The organism is Burkholderia sp. COPS (assembly GCF_019425585.1).
Classification (GTDB): domain Bacteria; phylum Pseudomonadota; class Gammaproteobacteria; order Burkholderiales; family Burkholderiaceae; genus Burkholderia; species Burkholderia cepacia.
This window is the reverse complement of record NZ_WIXR01000002.1, coordinates 351,352-365,609: the sequence shown is the minus strand read 5'-3', so window position 1 is coordinate 365,609 and position 14,258 is coordinate 351,352. Positions and strand designations below refer to the sequence as shown.

Annotated in this window: 14 protein-coding genes and 1 pseudogene; 12 read left to right on the top strand and 3 right to left on the bottom strand. The window is 67.0% G+C overall.

The genetic code is table 11. The features are described 5' to 3' along the window. The first annotated feature begins 307 nt into the window (after window positions 1-307). Window positions 308-1,771 (top strand): mechanosensitive ion channel family protein, encoded by a 1,464-nt coding sequence (locus tag FOZ70_RS02160; protein WP_219704849.1) that lies wholly within the window; start codon window positions 308-310, stop codon window positions 1,769-1,771. Window positions 1,772-1,823: 52 nt separating this feature from the next. Here FOZ70_RS02160 and FOZ70_RS02155 read toward each other — a convergent pair whose 3' ends face one another. Beyond that, a complete protein-coding gene (locus FOZ70_RS02155) occupies window positions 1,824-2,732 on the bottom strand; it encodes a LysR family transcriptional regulator (RefSeq protein WP_042973932.1) in 909 nt (302 codons plus the stop codon). A gap of 115 nt (window positions 2,733-2,847) precedes the next feature. Then, window positions 2,848-3,129, bottom strand: coding sequence for a XapX domain-containing protein (locus FOZ70_RS02150; RefSeq protein WP_021158288.1), 282 nt, complete (start codon window positions 3,127-3,129; stop codon window positions 2,848-2,850). Window positions 3,130-3,439: 310 nt separating this feature from the next. Between FOZ70_RS02150 and FOZ70_RS02145 the strand changes: the two genes are divergently transcribed. The 11 genes and pseudogenes from FOZ70_RS02145 to FOZ70_RS37915 all read left to right on the top strand — a co-directional run. Then, window positions 3,440-4,126: a hydrolase gene (locus FOZ70_RS02145; RefSeq protein WP_059486129.1), complete on the top strand. Its 687-nt coding sequence runs from the start codon at window positions 3,440-3,442 to the stop codon at window positions 4,124-4,126. A gap of 169 nt (window positions 4,127-4,295) precedes the next feature. Further along, the gene (locus FOZ70_RS02140; protein ID WP_009692709.1) at window positions 4,296-4,463 is read left to right on the top strand and encodes a DUF1427 family protein; all 168 of its coding nucleotides are present in this window, start codon (window positions 4,296-4,298) and stop codon (window positions 4,461-4,463) included. A gap of 19 nt (window positions 4,464-4,482) precedes the next feature. Then, window positions 4,483-6,375 carry an amidohydrolase gene (locus FOZ70_RS02135; protein ID WP_048027062.1) on the top strand — a complete coding sequence of 631 codons (1,893 nt, stop codon included), beginning with the start codon at window positions 4,483-4,485 and terminating at the stop codon, window positions 6,373-6,375. A 1-nt stretch (window position 6,376) separates the two neighbouring features. After that, complete coding sequence (locus FOZ70_RS02130) at window positions 6,377-6,823, top strand: DoxX family protein (RefSeq protein WP_021158291.1); 447 nt, start codon at window positions 6,377-6,379, stop codon at window positions 6,821-6,823. Between the two features lie 892 nt (window positions 6,824-7,715). Next, entirely contained in the window at window positions 7,716-8,552 is an 837-nt protein-coding gene (locus FOZ70_RS02125) for a transporter substrate-binding domain-containing protein (RefSeq protein ID WP_219704882.1), read from the top strand. A 116-nt stretch (window positions 8,553-8,668) separates the two neighbouring features. Next, the gene (locus tag FOZ70_RS02120; protein ID WP_059648604.1) at window positions 8,669-9,391 is read left to right on the top strand and encodes an ABC transporter permease subunit; all 723 of its coding nucleotides are present in this window, start codon (window positions 8,669-8,671) and stop codon (window positions 9,389-9,391) included. Window positions 9,392-9,403: 12 nt separating this feature from the next. Continuing rightward, window positions 9,404-10,150, top strand: a complete 747-nt coding sequence (locus FOZ70_RS02115) for an ABC transporter permease subunit (protein WP_021158295.1) — start codon at window positions 9,404-9,406, stop codon at window positions 10,148-10,150. Window positions 10,151-10,177: 27 nt separating this feature from the next. Further along, entirely contained in the window at window positions 10,178-10,969 is a 792-nt protein-coding gene (locus FOZ70_RS02110; RefSeq protein ID WP_021158296.1) for an ATP-binding cassette domain-containing protein, read from the top strand. Window positions 10,970-10,976: 7 nt separating this feature from the next. Next, complete coding sequence (gene hutH, locus FOZ70_RS02105) at window positions 10,977-12,470, top strand: histidine ammonia-lyase (protein WP_059492776.1); 1,494 nt, start codon at window positions 10,977-10,979, stop codon at window positions 12,468-12,470. A gap of 64 nt (window positions 12,471-12,534) precedes the next feature. Continuing rightward, entirely contained in the window at window positions 12,535-13,290 is a 756-nt protein-coding gene (hutC, locus tag FOZ70_RS02100) for a histidine utilization repressor (RefSeq protein WP_219704848.1), read from the top strand. Window positions 13,291-13,353: 63 nt separating this feature from the next. Further along, window positions 13,354-13,502: pseudogene (locus tag FOZ70_RS37915) on the top strand (cation-efflux pump); the annotation flags it as partial. Window positions 13,503-13,537: 35 nt separating this feature from the next. Here FOZ70_RS37915 and FOZ70_RS02095 read toward each other — a convergent pair. Beyond that, window positions 13,538-14,155 carry a hypothetical protein gene (locus tag FOZ70_RS02095; protein ID WP_021158299.1) on the bottom strand — a complete coding sequence of 206 codons (618 nt, stop codon included), beginning with the start codon at window positions 14,153-14,155 and terminating at the stop codon, window positions 13,538-13,540. Window positions 14,156-14,258 lie beyond the last annotated feature (103 nt).

The following is a 14,258-nucleotide window of genomic DNA, read 5'->3' as shown; positions in this document are numbered from 1 at the left end:
CCGGCCGGTGCGTCTACATTGGACGCACGGACCGTCGACGATGCGCGGGCAGGCGGGCAGGCCGCCGGCTCGCGCTGCAGCGTCGCGCGGTCACGGCGCCGCTGCATGCCGGTGTGGCGCGGCGACCGCCACACGTGCCGCCGCGGCGGCTTCGCGCGTCATCGAACGACTACCGCATGAAACCTGTCCAGCCCGACCTTTCGCGCCACGATTCGCCGCCCGCGGCTACACACCGGATCGGGCCGTGGGCGATGTGCGTGCGCGGCTTCCGCGCGCGTCGTGTGTCACGCTTGCCGCCCGCTCCCTCATGCTGAACCTTTCCGCCACGGTCGCTTACGGCGCACCGATCGTCATTGTCGATCTCGTCGCATGGCGGTTGCTCGGGCCCGGCCGTTCGACGGCGAAGGCGATAGGGCGTTGCGCGTCGTTCGCCGCGCTGACCTATGTGCTGTTCGCGACCGGCGTGAGCCCGCTCGCGGTGCCGCCGTCGCCCGACCGGCTCGACCGGCTGGCGATCCAGGTGATCGGGGTCGCGTGGTGGCTGCAGTGCGCGCTCGTGTTGAGCCTGATGCTCGACCATCTGCTGCTGCCGCGCGCATGGCGCACCCAGCGGCTGTTTCACGACATCGCCGCCGGCGCCGTGTTCGGTGCGGCCGCGGTGGCCGCGCTCGGCTACGTGCTGGGCCTGCCGCTGAGCGGGCTGGTCGCGACGTCGGGGGCGGTGGCCGTGATCCTCGGGCTGGCCGTCCAGAACACGCTGAACGACGTGTTCTCCGGCCTCGTGCTGAATACCACCCAGCCGTTCCGGCTCGGCGACACGGTGGCCATCGGCGAGCTGGAAGGGCGGATCGTCGAAAGCAACTGGCGCGCGACCAAGCTGATCGACGGCCTCGGCAACCTGGTCGTCGTGCCGAACAGCACGGCGGCGAAGACGACGATCGTCAACCTGAGCGAACCCGAGAACGTGCACGGCGTGACGTTGACGATCGAGATCGATCCGGAAGTGCGGCCGGCCATCGTCGTCGATGCGCTCGACCGCGCCGCCGCCAGTTCGCTGGACGTGCTGCCCCGTCCCGCACCGGTTGCGGTCGTCAAGGCGTTCCGTACCAATTCCGTCGAATACGAACTCGTCTGTTACGTCGATGCGCTGCAGAAGAAGATCGCCGTGCGCAACCAGCTCTACGACCTGGCCCACCGGCACCTGGCCGCCGCGGACATCGCGTTGCGCCCGCTGGGCGGGACGGCCGCTGCGCACCGGCCGGTGTCGCGCGGGCAACGGCTGCTGCGCGCGGTCGAACTCTTCCGGCAGCTCGGCGACGACGATCTGGCGGTGCTCGCCGATGCGCTCGCGTCACGCGTGTTCCACAAAGGGGACGTGATCTATGCATCGAATGCCGATACGCGCCTGCTGACGATCGTCGGGGCCGGTGTCGCGTCGGTGTTCGTGCCGGGCGCGGCGGGGGACATCGAGGTCAGGCGGATGGCGCCGGGCGACGCGATCGGCCAGTCCGTCGTGCTGGCCGGCACGCAACTGCACGCGAGCGTCCATGCGGTGACGACGGTGACGGCGTTTCAACTGAGCAGCGGCGACCTGTCGCCGCTGATCGCGCGCAAGCCCGAACTCGGGCGGCTGATGTGCGAATCGCTGTCCGAACACATCGCGACCGAGGAGAAGATGATGATCCCGCCGGCCGCGAGTGCGCACGCGTCGTTCAACCTGATCGAGTGGCTCGAGAAGGAGATGAAGCGCCTGCACGATTCGTTCGGCTGATGCGGGGCGGTTGCCTGCGGCCGGGGGCCAACGCAAGCCGCGGGCGGTGGAATCACACGAGCGCGGTAAACCGGTCGACGAGATCGGGTTGAGCGAGCTGGTCGACCCACCAGTGCAGCGCGCGTCCGGCTTCGTCGCCGCGCCATGCGATATAGCACTGCGTCGTGTCGCGCATGCCGGTCACCTCGCGCGCGACGAGCTTGCCCTGCGCGATCGCGCGTGCCGCGATGCAATCCGGGAGCGTGCCCACCGCGAGCCCTTCGCACTGCGCGGCCAGTTTCGCGGCGAGGGTGGGGACCGCGAGATACGGTTGCCCGGCATCGATCGCGACCGAGCGCGGCTGCAGCTCGCGCGACGTATCGCTGATCACGGCGCCGCGATACTCGACGACGGACGCCATCGACAGCGGTTCGGGCAATGCCGCGAGCGGATGGGTGGGCGCGATGGCGAACACGTGCCGGAGCGAGCCGATCGGCCGCGCGACGATGTCCGGCAGTTCAGGCGGCTCGCCCGCCGCGCCGACGACGAGATCCGCGCGCCGCGAAATCAGCGCATCCCACGTGCCGCCGAGGACTTCGGTGGACAGGCGCAGCCGCGTGTTCATCTCGAGCCCGTAGAACGCATGCACGTACGGCCACAATGCCTCGAATGGCAGGATCTCGTCGATGCAGATGCGCACCTCGGTTTCCCAGCCTTGTTGCGCGCGCTGCGCTTTCAGTTCGAGCTGCTCGGCCGCATGCAGGAGCCGGCGGCCTTCCTCGACGACCACGCGTCCCGCGTGCGTGAGCTTTGCGCGGCGTCCGCTGCGGTCGAACAGCGCGACGCCGAGATCGCTTTCGAGCTTCTGCACGAGATAGGTCAGCGCGGACGGTACGCGGTGCAGCAGCTCGGCGGCTTCGGCGAACGTGCCGGTGCGGTCGATCGCGTCCAGTGCCTCGAGCGCTTCGAATGACAGCTTCATGATGAATTCCACGGGGGCATCGGGCTGTCATGTTATCGCCAAGCACGCCCGGCTCCAACACGGTTCACGACAATTGCGCCGCGTACGCGATCCAGGCGCCCTCGATCGGCGCGCGTCAGGCCGGTGTCGACGGCCCTTTCTTCGCGGCGGCCCGGGTGGCCTGCGCACCGGGCAGCGTGCCGAACATGTGCTGGCCGCACTTCGCGTCGCTCCACGCAGTTTTCAGCTGGATCCCGGACAGCATGCGGCGGGCGACCGGCAGGATCTGTTCGCCGGCGAGGATGCCCAGCAGGCCGGCCAATGCGACGGTGGGCGGCGCCGGCGATGCAACACCGATCAACGCGTAGACGGCACCCGCGAGAATGCCGGCCAATAACGATGCGATATAGGACGTCATGATTCGGATAAGGGAAATGACAACCGTGTGAAAAATACGGATAAATACCGACCGGTCGATGATCGGAAAATCAATTCGGAGCGTAGCAGGTCTGCTCCGGAGGCGCGTATTTAATTCGGGGCTTTTAAGATCTTTTAAGACCTGAATTTAGGGTTTTTATTAATCAAGTCGATTAATTGGCGCTACGATGAATTCGCGTGTTGAATGACACCGGCTGGTACGCGAACCTCCCGTCACAGCGCAGTGGGCGCCTCCCGGTTGGCCGGTGAGGCTGGCTCTCTCTTTTCCCGCGTCAAAGGATATGACCGCCATGAGCAATCCGAAGCTTGAAGTACTCACTCCCCACAACAGCCAGATCATCTTCATCGACCAGCAGCCGCAGATGGCATTCGGCGTGCAGTCGATCGATCGCCAGGTGCTGAAGAACAACGTCGTCGGGCTCGCGAAGGCCGCGAAGGTGTTCAACATCCCGACCACGATCACGACGGTCGAGAGCGAGAGCTTCTCGGGCCATACCTATCCCGAACTGCTCGACGTGTTCCCGAACCAGAAGACGCTCGAACGTACGTCGATGAACTCGTGGGACGACCAGAAGGTGCGCGACGCGCTGGCCGCGAACGGCCGCAAGAAGGTGGTCGTGTCGGGCCTGTGGACGGAAGTCTGCAACACGACGTTCGCGCTCTGCGCAATGCTCGAAGGCGACTACGAGATCTACATGGTCGCCGATGCGTCGGGCGGCACGTCGAAGGACGCGCACGACTTCGCGATGCAGCGGATGGTACAGGCCGGCGTCGTGCCGGTGACCTGGCAGCAGGTGCTGCTCGAATGGCAGCGCGACTGGGCGCACCGCGAGACCTATGACGCGGTGATGGCGATCGCGAAGGAACACTCGGGCGCGTACGGGATGGGTGTCGACTACGCGTACACGATGGTTCACAAGGCTGCACCGCGCACGGCGACGCCGCACGAGTCGATTCCGCCGGTTCCGGCGAAGTAATCGCGGGCAGTTGCGACTGCCCGTGCCGATGCCGCGTGTCCTGCACGAATACGCGCCATCGGCTCCATGAAAAACGCGGGCGGCTGCCGTGACTGCTTCACGGACGTCGCCCGCGCCTGCTTTCCAGGACGTAGAGCCTGCATTTCAACCTGACCGGGACATTGATCGTATGGAACCTTATCTGGTTTCCCTTGGCGCGGGTTTGCTGATCGGCGTGATCTACAGCGCGATCAAGGTCCGTTCTCCGGCGCCGCCGCTGATTGCCCTTGTCGGGTTGCTCGGCATGGTGATCGGCGTGCAGGCCATTCCCGCCGTCAAACAGCTTTTTGGCTTCTGATCGATACGAGGTGACGCACATGACCGCAACCGAGTCCCAACCGGATCTGATCCTTCACAACGGAAGGTTCACGACCCTCGACCGCGCGAACCCCGTCGCGACCGCCGTCGCAATCAAGGACGGCCGCTTCGCCGCGGTCGGCCACGACGCGGACGTGATGCCGCTCGCGGGCCGCGCGACGAAGGTCGTCGATCTCGGGGGCCGCGCCGCGCTGCCGGGCCTGATCGACAACCACTGCCATGTGATACGCGGCGGCCTGAACTACAACATGGAACTGCGCTGGGACGGCGTGCCGTCGCTCGCGCTTGCAATGGACATGCTCAAGCGGCAGGTGGCGATCACGCCCGCGCCGCAATGGGTGCGCGTGGTCGGCGGCTTCACCGAGCACCAGTTCGCCGAGAAGCGCCTGCCGACGATCGACGAACTCAACGCGGCCGCGCCCGATACGCCGGTGTTCATCCTGCACCTGTACGATCGCGCGCTGCTGAACGCGGCCGCGCTGCGCGTGGTCGGCTACACGAAGGACACGCCGGAGCCGCCGGGCGGCACGATCCTGCGCGATGCCGCGGGCAACCCGACCGGGCTGCTGCTTGCAAACCCGAACGCGACGATCCTGTACGCGACGCTCGCGAAGGGGCCGAAGCTGCCGTTCGAATACCAGTACAACTCGACCCGCCACTTCATGCGCGAACTGAACCGTCTCGGCGTGACCGGCGTGATCGACGCGGGCGGCGGTTCGCAGAACTATCCGGACGACTACGAGGTGATCCGCAAGCTGCACGACGCGGGCGAGATGACGATCCGGATCGCGTACAACCTGTTTACGCAGAAGCCGAACGCCGAGAAGGAAGACTTCGTGAACTGGACGAAGAGCACGAAGTATCACGACGGCACCGACTACTTCCGCAACAACGGCGCGGGCGAAATGCTGGTGTTTTCGGCGGCCGACTTCGAGGACTTCCGCGTCGCGCGTCCGGACCTGCCGGCGCAGATGGAAGACGATCTCGAGGGCGTCGTGCGCGTGCTCGCGCAGAACCGCTGGCCGTGGCGCATGCATGCGACGTACGACGAAACGATCAGCCGCGCGCTCGACGTGTTCGAGAAGGTGAACAAGGACATCCCGCTCGAAGGGCTGAACTGGTTCTTCGATCACGCGGAAACCATCACCGAAAAATCGATGGATCGTATCGCGGCACTGGGCGGCGGCATCGCGGTGCAGCACCGGATGGCGTACCAGGGCGAATACTTCGTCGAGCGCTACGGCGCGCAGGCGGCCGAAGCGACGCCGCCGGTCGCGAAGATGCTGTCGAAGGGCCTCAAGGTGTCGGCCGGCACCGACGCGACGCGCGTGGCGTCGTACAACCCGTGGGTATCGCTGTCGTGGCTCGTGACGGGCAAGACGATCGGCGGGCTGCGCATGTATCCGCAGCGCAACCTGCTCGACCGCGAGACCGCGCTGCGCATGTGGACCGAATACGTGACGTGGTTCTCGAACGAAGTCGGCAAGAAAGGGCGGATCGCGGTCGGGCAGCTGGCCGACGTGGTCGTGCCGGATCGCGACTTCTTCGCGTGCGCGGAGGACGACATCGCGGGCACGACCGCATTGCTGACGGTGGTCGGCGGCCGGATCGTGTGGGGCGCGGGCCCGTTCGCGTCGCATGATGCGCCGATTCCGCCCGCGATGCCGGACTGGTCGCCGGTGCGCGAGTACGGCGGTTACGGCGGCTGGGGCGCGACGCAGCGCAGCGGCGCACCGCTGCAACGTGCGGCGGCGGCCGCCGCGATGTGCGGCTGCGCGAATGCGTGCAACGTGCACCAGCATGCGCACGCGAGCGCGTGGGGCAGCGCATTGCCGACGTCGGACGCGAAGGGCTTCTGGGGCGCGTTCGGCTGTTCCTGCTGGGCGGTCTGACATGTCGACGACAACCGGCCGGTACAGCCCCGCGTGGATCCGTGCGCTGCTCGCGCAGCCGTGGATCGGCGCGCTGGTTCGACTTGCACTCGTGTCCGCCTTTCTGATCGGCGGGGTCAACAAGGCGATGCACTTCGACGCAGCAATCGCGGAGCAGGCGCATTTCGGTTTGCACCCGCCCGCGTTGTGGGCTGCACTGGCGGTCGTCGTCGAGATCGGCGGTTCGCTGTGCATCGTGTTTCGCCGCTTCACGTGGCTCGGCGCCGGCGGCCTCGGCATGCTGACGCTCGTCGCGATGGCGGTGGCGAACGACTTCTGGAACCAGACGGGCGCCGCGCATTTCATGGCGCTCAACAGCTTCTTCGAACATCTCGGGCTGATCGCCGCGCTCGTCCTCGTCACGATGCTCGGCGACGTGCGAAGCGGGGAAGGGGGCGGTCGAGGCTGATCGTCTGTTCTCCAGGCGATTGCAACGGGAAGGAGCGGCGGTCACGAAGCACGTTCGCGCGACATGCCCGGCGCGGATGGTGGCGGGCCTCTGCGCCGCACGCACGGCGTTCGCGGCATGGCCGAAACCCGTCGCCACGCCGGCGCCGCCGCTAGCGGTCGGGCCGCACGACGACGCGGCGCATGTGTACGCGTCGCCCGCCCGCCCGGGGAATTCGACCGTTTCACCGACAGCTTCGTCGCCGCGTACCGTGGCAGCAAGTCGAAGCAGGGGCGTGTTCCCGGTGACGCCCGACGTATGGTCAGACTATTTCCCGGCTCGTCTTCACGCCGTGCCGCGCGATTTCGGTCCTTGCCAATATGTGGGAAACGTCGTGCATCCGGCACTGACGTCAGCAACCGGGCACTCCCCCCATCCAAACACCGGCCTATCGGCCGCACCGATCCCTTTGCAGTCTGCGCACGCGGCCACGATCCAGGCCTGCCTTCCTGATGACCGACAGCGCAAGCGGCGGCACGGCCCATTGATCCCGGCCAAGCCCGCGCCCGAAACAATCGATCGAGCATGAACCGGCGCTCCGGTCAGCGCCCCGATTTGCGCGAGGTCGAGTTGCCCGCCGCCGCATGTCGCGCAGCACGCGTCGAGTGATCGAATTCAAAATTTGTCTAGTCATCCTTGCGATTTGTCCATCCATCCTGCACCAAATCCGTGCCTGAATTCCCCGCGAAGAGGCGCGTCAGAGCCCTGTATTTAGGGGATTTCCCGCGTTTACGCGGTTTTTTTTGATCAACGCTTGTCCGGCCGTTTTTCTTCTTGCATGCTTGTATAGACAAATTCCTGAGGCGTCTTGCAGACCGAAGGGATGACGAACTTCAACGCAAGGAGAAATCTCGTGAACGGCAAGCGCATCAAGTGGGCAATCAGGACGATCGGCGCGATCGCGGCGGCTGCGGCAACTCTCTCCGCGCCGGTGCAGGCGAAGGAATGGAAGACGGTGACGGTGGCGCTCGAAGGCGGCTACGCGCCGTGGAACCTCACGCTGCCGGGCGGCAAGCTCGGCGGCTTCGAACCGGAGCTGCTCGCCAACGTGTGCGAGCGGATCAAGGTCCAGTGCAACATGGTCGCGCAGGACTGGGACGGGATGATTCCGGGCCTGCAGGCCGGCAAGTTCGACATCCTGATGGATGCGATCTCGATCACGCCGGAGCGCGAGAAGATCCTGCTGTTCTCGCGCCCGTACGCGGCCACGCCCGCGACGTTCGCCGTCACCGATACGAAGATCCTGCCGAAGGCCGCGCCCGGCGCGCCGATCGTCAAGCTGACCGGCGACGCGAATGCGGACAAGGCAACCGTCGATGCGCTGCGCAAGCAGTTGAAGGGCAAGACGATCGGCATCCAGTCGGGCACCGTCTATACGAAGTTCATCAACGACGGCTTCAAGGACATCGCGTCGATCCGCGTATACAAGACGTCGCCCGAGCGCGATCTCGACCTCGTCGCCGGCCGCATCGACGCATCGTTCGACGACGTCACGTACTACGCGGCGAACACCGGGAAGAAGGAGAACGCGTCGATCGTGCTCGCGGGCCCGAAGCTCGGCGGCCCGATCTGGGGGCCGGGCGAGGGCCTCGCGTTCCGCAAGCAGGATGCCGACCTGAAGACGAAGTTCGACGCGGCGATCGGCGCGGCACTCGCGGACGGCACCGTGAAGAAACTCGCCGACAAGTAGTTCAAGACCGACGTCACGCCGTAAGCACACGCGCGGCCGCCGCTGCATGAGCGACCCGACGGTCGCGCAGCGGCGCGCATCCCGCCGATCCACTCAACGCTTGCCGGGAGGCACGCATGGCCATCCTTGAAATGCTGGGCTTCGGAACCGAAGGCTGGGGCGGCGTCCTGCTGCTCGCGGCGCTGATGACGATCGCGCTGACGCTCGCCGCGCTCGCGGTCGGTGCCGTGATCGGCGCCGGCGTCGCAGCCGCGAAACTGTCACGCCACCGCAGCGCGCGCGTGCTCGGCGACCTCTACACGACCGTGTTTCGCGGCGTGCCCGAACTGCTCGTGATCTACCTGTTCTATTTCGGCGGCTCGACGCTCGTCACGACCGTCGGCCAGTGGTTCGGCGCGGAAGGCTTCATCGGCGTGCCGCCGTTCGTGATCGGCGCGCTGGCGGTCGGGATGATCTCGGGCGCGTACCAGGCCGAGGTGTATCGCGCGGCCGTGCTGGCCGTGTCGAAGGGCGAGCTCGAAGCGGCGCGCTCGATCGGCATGCCGCGAAGCATGGTACTGCGCCGCATCCTGATTCCGCAGGTGCTGCGTTTCGCGCTGCCCGGCATCGGCAACGTGTGGCAACTGAGCCTCAAGGACTCCGCGCTGATCTCGGTCACCGGGCTCGCCGAGCTGCTGCGCACCAGCCAGATCGCCGCGAACTCGACGCACCAGTATTTCGTGTTCTTCGTCGCGGGCGGGGCGCTCTATCTCGTGATGACGGGCCTGTCGAACCGCGTGTTCAACCGCGCGGAAGCGATCGTCGGCCGCTCGTTCCGCCGCAATTTCGCACGCAACTGACGGAGCGATCGCATGTCCATCGATTTCGACTTTCTCCTCGACACGCTGCGCCAGCTGCTCGCGGCCGTGCCGACCACGCTCGGCCTGTTCTTCGCATCGCTCGTGCTCGGCGGCCTGCTGTCGCTCGTGATCGTCACGATGCGCGTGTCGCCGCACTGGCTGCCGAACCGCTTCGCGCGTGCGTACATCCTCGTGTTTCGCGGCTCGCCGCTGCTGATCCAGATGTTCCTCGTGTACTACGGGCTCGGCCAGTTCGGCGTGATCCGCGAGAGCTTCATGTGGCCGCTGCTGCGCGAACCGTATGTGTGCGCGGTGCTGTCCCTCGCGCTGTGCACGGCCGGCTATACGGCCGAAATCCTGCGCGGCGGCTTGATGGCCGTGCCGGTCGGGCAGATCGAGGCCGGTTATTCGATCGGCCTGTCGGGCTTCGCGCTGCTGCGTCGCGTGATCGGCCCGATCGCGCTGCGCCAGTGCCTGCCCGCGTATTCGACCGAAGCCGTGCTGCTCGTCAAGTCGACCGCGCTGGCGAGCCTCGTCACCGTGTGGGAAGTGACGGGCGTCGCGCAGCAGATCATTCAACAGACCTACCGGACGACCGAGGTGTTCGTGTGCGCGGCCCTCATCTACCTGGGCCTGAACTTCATTGTCGTGCGCGTGCTCGGCGCGCTCGAATGGCGGCTGTCGGGCCACCTGCGCGCGCCGAAGCAGACCGGCACGCCGGCCGCGGCCGCGCGTGACGCCCGGCGCGTCGCGTCCTGAGCGCATCCATCCTTCCAGGAGAATCCGATGAACACCGCTGCTCCCGTTGCCCTGTCGGTCAGGAACATCCACAAGTCGTTCGGCGATCACCACGTGCTGAAGGGCATTTCGCTCGACGCGCACGAAGGCGACGTGATCTCGATCCTCGGCGCGAGCGGCTCGGGCAAGAGCACGTTCCTGCGCTGCCTGAACCTGCTCGAAACGCCCGACGACGGCACTGTCGCGCTCGCCGGCGAGGAACTGAAGATGAAGCGCGCGCGCGACGGCAAGCTGCAGCCGGGCGACCGGCGCCAGGTCGACCGGATTCGCTCGCAGCTCGGGATGGTGTTCCAGAACTTCAACCTGTGGTCGCACATGACGGTGCTCGACAACCTCGTCGAAGGCCCGCTGCGCGTGCAGAAGCGCAGTCGCGCCGAAGCGGTCGAGGAAGCGGAGGCGCTCCTCGCGCGCGTCGGCCTCGCGGACAAGCGCGGCTACTATCCGGCACACCTGTCTGGCGGCCAGCAGCAGCGCGTCGCGATCGCCCGTGCGCTCGCGATGCATCCGAAGGTGATGCTGTTCGACGAACCGACGTCGGCGCTCGATCCGGAACTGGTCGGCGAGGTGCTGCGCGTGATGCGTTCGCTCGCCGAGGAAGGGCGCACGATGCTGGTCGTCACGCATGAAATGGGTTTCGCACGCCACGTGTCGAATCGCGTGATGTTCCTGCATCAGGGCGAGGTCGACTCGGACGGCACGCCCGGCGACCTGTTCGGCGGCCAGTGCTCGGAGCGCTTCCGGCAGTTCGTGTCGAGCCATCACGACCGCGCCGCGAACTGAGGCCGTCATGACCGTATTCCGTTCGGCAAGGCCGCTCGACTGGCGGCAGATCGCGGAGGTGGCCGCCGGCGAACCGCTGGCGCTCACGGACGAAGCGCGCGTGCGCGTCGCCGCGGCACGCGAGCTCGTCGATGAAATCGTCGCGCGTGGCATCCGCGCATACGGCGTCAACACCGGCGTCGGCGCGCTGTGCAACGTGATCGTGTCGCCGGCGCAGCAGAGCACGCTGTCGCGCAATATCCTGATGAGCCACGCGGTCGGCGTCGGCGCGCCGCTCGGCGCGGCGGAAACGCGCGCGATCATCGCGGCGGCGATCAACAATTACGCACACGGCCATTCCGGCGTGCGCGCCGATGTCGTCGACCAGCTCGTCGCGCTGCTCGAACACGATTGCCTGCCGGAGGTGCCGGCGCACGGGTCGGTCGGCTATCTGACGCATATGGCGCACGTCGCGCTCGTCTGCATCGGTCACGGCCATGCGCGCCATCGCGGCGAGCGGATGCGCGGCGACGAAGCGTTGCGCCGCATCGGCCGCGAGCCGCTGGTGCTCGGTGCGAAGGAGGGGCTGAGCCTCGTCAACGGCACGCCGTGCGTGACGGGGCTGGCCGCGCTCGCGCTCGCCCGCGCGGAGCGGCTGCTCGACTGGGCCGACTGGGTCGCGGCGATGAGCTTCGAGAACCTCGGCGGACAGCTGGCCTCCTTCGATCCGGCATCGCTCGCGCTACGCGTTTCGCCCGGCATCGGGCAGGTCGGCGCACGGCTGCGCGCGCTGCTCGCCGACAGCGGGATGCTCGGCGCGGCGAGCGGCCGGCATACGCAGGATCCGCTCAGCCTGCGCACGATTCCGCATGTACACGGCGCGGCACGCGACGTGTTCGCCGTGACGGCGGAAGTGGTGGATCGCGAACTCGCGTCCGTCACCGACAACCCGATCGTCGCCGGCACGCGCGACGAACCGGCCGTCCATTCGCAGGCGCACGCGGTCGGCGCCGGCATTGCGCTCGCGATGGACAGCCTCGCGGCCGCGATGGCCCAGGTCGCGGCGATCGCCGAACGGCGTCTCGACCGTCTCGTCAATCCGCTCGTCAGCGGGCTGCCGGCGTTTCTCGCGACGCCGGGCGGCACGTGCTCCGGCTTCATGATCGCGCAGTACACGGCGGTCGCCCTCGTCGCGCAGAACCAGCGGCTCGCGGCGCCCGCGAGCCTCGACGGCGGCATCACGTCGGGGCTGCAGGAAGATCACCTGTGCCATGCGACACCGGCGGCGCTGAAGGCGCTCGACATCATCGAGAACACGACGCGCGTGCTCGCGATCGAGATGCTGGCGGCCGCGCAGGCATACGATCTGCAGCCGAACGGCGCGGCGCGGGCCGCACCCACCGATACGTTATGGCGGCACGTGCGCGAACGCGTGCCCGCGTACCAGGACGACCGGCCGCTCGCGGACGACATCGCGATCGCGACCGGCATCGTCGCAGGGATGCCGCCGCCGGTGCTGTGACGCCGGGTGACGGCGGGCGGTGGCAGGTTGTCTGGATATCTAACAATCATTCGGGCGAGGGCGCATGAACCATATGGAACGACACCTTTCCGCCGGGCTGGCGGTCGCGTCGGGCGACGACGTGCCGGCGCGCGCGCTGCCGGCCTACCAGCAGATCAAGCGTTACGTCGTCGAGCGGATCGCGAAAGGCGACTGGAAACCCGGCGGGGCGATTCCGACCGAAGCCGAACTGGTCAAGGAGTTCGGCGTCGCGCGGATGACGGTGTCGCGCGCGCTGCGCGAGCTGACCGCCGAGCGCGTGCTGACCCGTATCCAGGGCGCGGGCACGTTCGTCGAACGGCGGCATTACGAATCGACGGTGCTGGAAATCCGCAATATCGCGGACGAGATCGCGGAGCGCGGCCATCGGCACAGCGGGCGCGTGCTGCTGCTCGAAAGCAGCGACGATACGGAGGCGATCGAAGCGCTCGGGCTGCGCTCGGGGCCGGTGTTTCATTCGCGTATCGTGCATTACGAGGACGACGAGCCGATCCAGTTCGAGGATCGCTACGTGAACCCGGCGCTGTTTCCCGCGTATCTGGAACAAGACTTCACGGTCGAGACGCCGAATCACTATATGGTGCGGCTCGCGCCGATCCAGCGCGCGGAGTTCCGGATCTATGCGCAGAAGCCCGATGCGCAGGTGCGCCGGCATCTGGTGATGGAAATCGGCGAGCCGTGCTTGTTGCTCCGGCGGCGGACCTGGGTCGGTGACCAGGTCGCGACGTCGGTGCGGTTGTGGCATCCGGCTTCGCGGTTTCATTTGGCGGGGAGGGTGTAGGGGCAGTCGCAGCCAGAGCACTTGTCCGCCTTCGGCGCGTTGGGCACGGCCGGTACCAAAGAGGGTGATCAGCGCTTGGAAACTGGTGCGCCGCTCGCACTCGCGGCGATCCTGCTGCTGGTGAGAGGCGGGATGCTGTGGTCCGCCATCCTGAAGCGATCGCGCGCGTCCACGTCACGGCGCTCTGGGTAGCGCTCTTGGAGTGGCTGGCCGATGCCCCCGATCGCAAGATCGCGTGCGCCGTGTGTCAATCGGAGCCGCGCGGATGATGGCCGCGTCTGAACGTCAGCCGGCGTTCATTGACGAGCGCACGCCAATCGAGCTTCATCAGCGCGAACACGAGGCCGAGCAGGACCAGTTGCGTGACGACGAAGTAGCCGCCGAGATACGTGCCTTCGAGTTCCGATTCCACGTCCAGCCGGGTCGACGCAAAGCGGCCGAGATGCGCCCAGATCGCATAGGTCGTTGCGCGGCCGATGAAGAACGCCGTCGCGATGATTCTGAGCGGCAACCCGGAAAGCCCGTATGCAATGAAGAGGTAGTTCGACGGCAGCGGGCTCAAGGCGTAGAAGAAGAACGCGCCGGCGGTGAGCGTCCGGTGCTGTCGCAGCCAGCGCGTGGCGACGTCGATATTCTCGCGGTCGGATTCCCGCACCCAGCGGGAGCGGACGAGCGATCTCGCGAAGGTCGCCAGGATGACACGGCCCGTCGTCGCCGCGCCGGCCGCCACGACGGCAAAGACGAACGGATTGCCGTCGGGCAGGTTGAACCCGACCCATGACATCGCCATCCACGTGGGCGGGGCGAACGCCGGCATGAGATTCAGCAGAAGAATCAGCACGAAAAGTACAGCCAGCGTCAGCACGATATCGACTCCAGGCCATCCGGTGTCACGGCTCGATTTTGCTGAGGAAAGAGGCCGATGGCTTGACTCACGTCAAGCAACGCGGCGTGCCGGTCGTTCACGG

Coding starts and splice junctions, on each gene's coding strand:
- FOZ70_RS02160 (WP_219704849.1), top strand. CDS start 308: ATGCTGAACCTTTCCGCCACGGTCGCTTACGGCGCACCGATCGTCATT.
- FOZ70_RS02155 (WP_042973932.1), bottom strand. CDS start 2,732: ATGAAGCTGTCATTCGAAGCGCTCGAGGCACTGGACGCGATCGACCGC.
- FOZ70_RS02150 (WP_021158288.1), bottom strand. CDS start 3,129: ATGACGTCCTATATCGCATCGTTATTGGCCGGCATTCTCGCGGGTGCC.
- FOZ70_RS02145 (WP_059486129.1), top strand. CDS start 3,440: ATGAGCAATCCGAAGCTTGAAGTACTCACTCCCCACAACAGCCAGATC.
- FOZ70_RS02140 (WP_009692709.1), top strand. CDS start 4,296: ATGGAACCTTATCTGGTTTCCCTTGGCGCGGGTTTGCTGATCGGCGTG.
- FOZ70_RS02135 (WP_048027062.1), top strand. CDS start 4,483: ATGACCGCAACCGAGTCCCAACCGGATCTGATCCTTCACAACGGAAGG.
- FOZ70_RS02130 (WP_021158291.1), top strand. CDS start 6,377: ATGTCGACGACAACCGGCCGGTACAGCCCCGCGTGGATCCGTGCGCTG.
- FOZ70_RS02120 (WP_059648604.1), top strand. CDS start 8,669: ATGGCCATCCTTGAAATGCTGGGCTTCGGAACCGAAGGCTGGGGCGGC.
- FOZ70_RS02115 (WP_021158295.1), top strand. CDS start 9,404: ATGTCCATCGATTTCGACTTTCTCCTCGACACGCTGCGCCAGCTGCTC.
- FOZ70_RS02110 (WP_021158296.1), top strand. CDS start 10,178: ATGAACACCGCTGCTCCCGTTGCCCTGTCGGTCAGGAACATCCACAAG.
- hutH (WP_059492776.1), top strand. CDS start 10,977: ATGACCGTATTCCGTTCGGCAAGGCCGCTCGACTGGCGGCAGATCGCG.
- hutC (WP_219704848.1), top strand. CDS start 12,535: ATGAACCATATGGAACGACACCTTTCCGCCGGGCTGGCGGTCGCGTCG.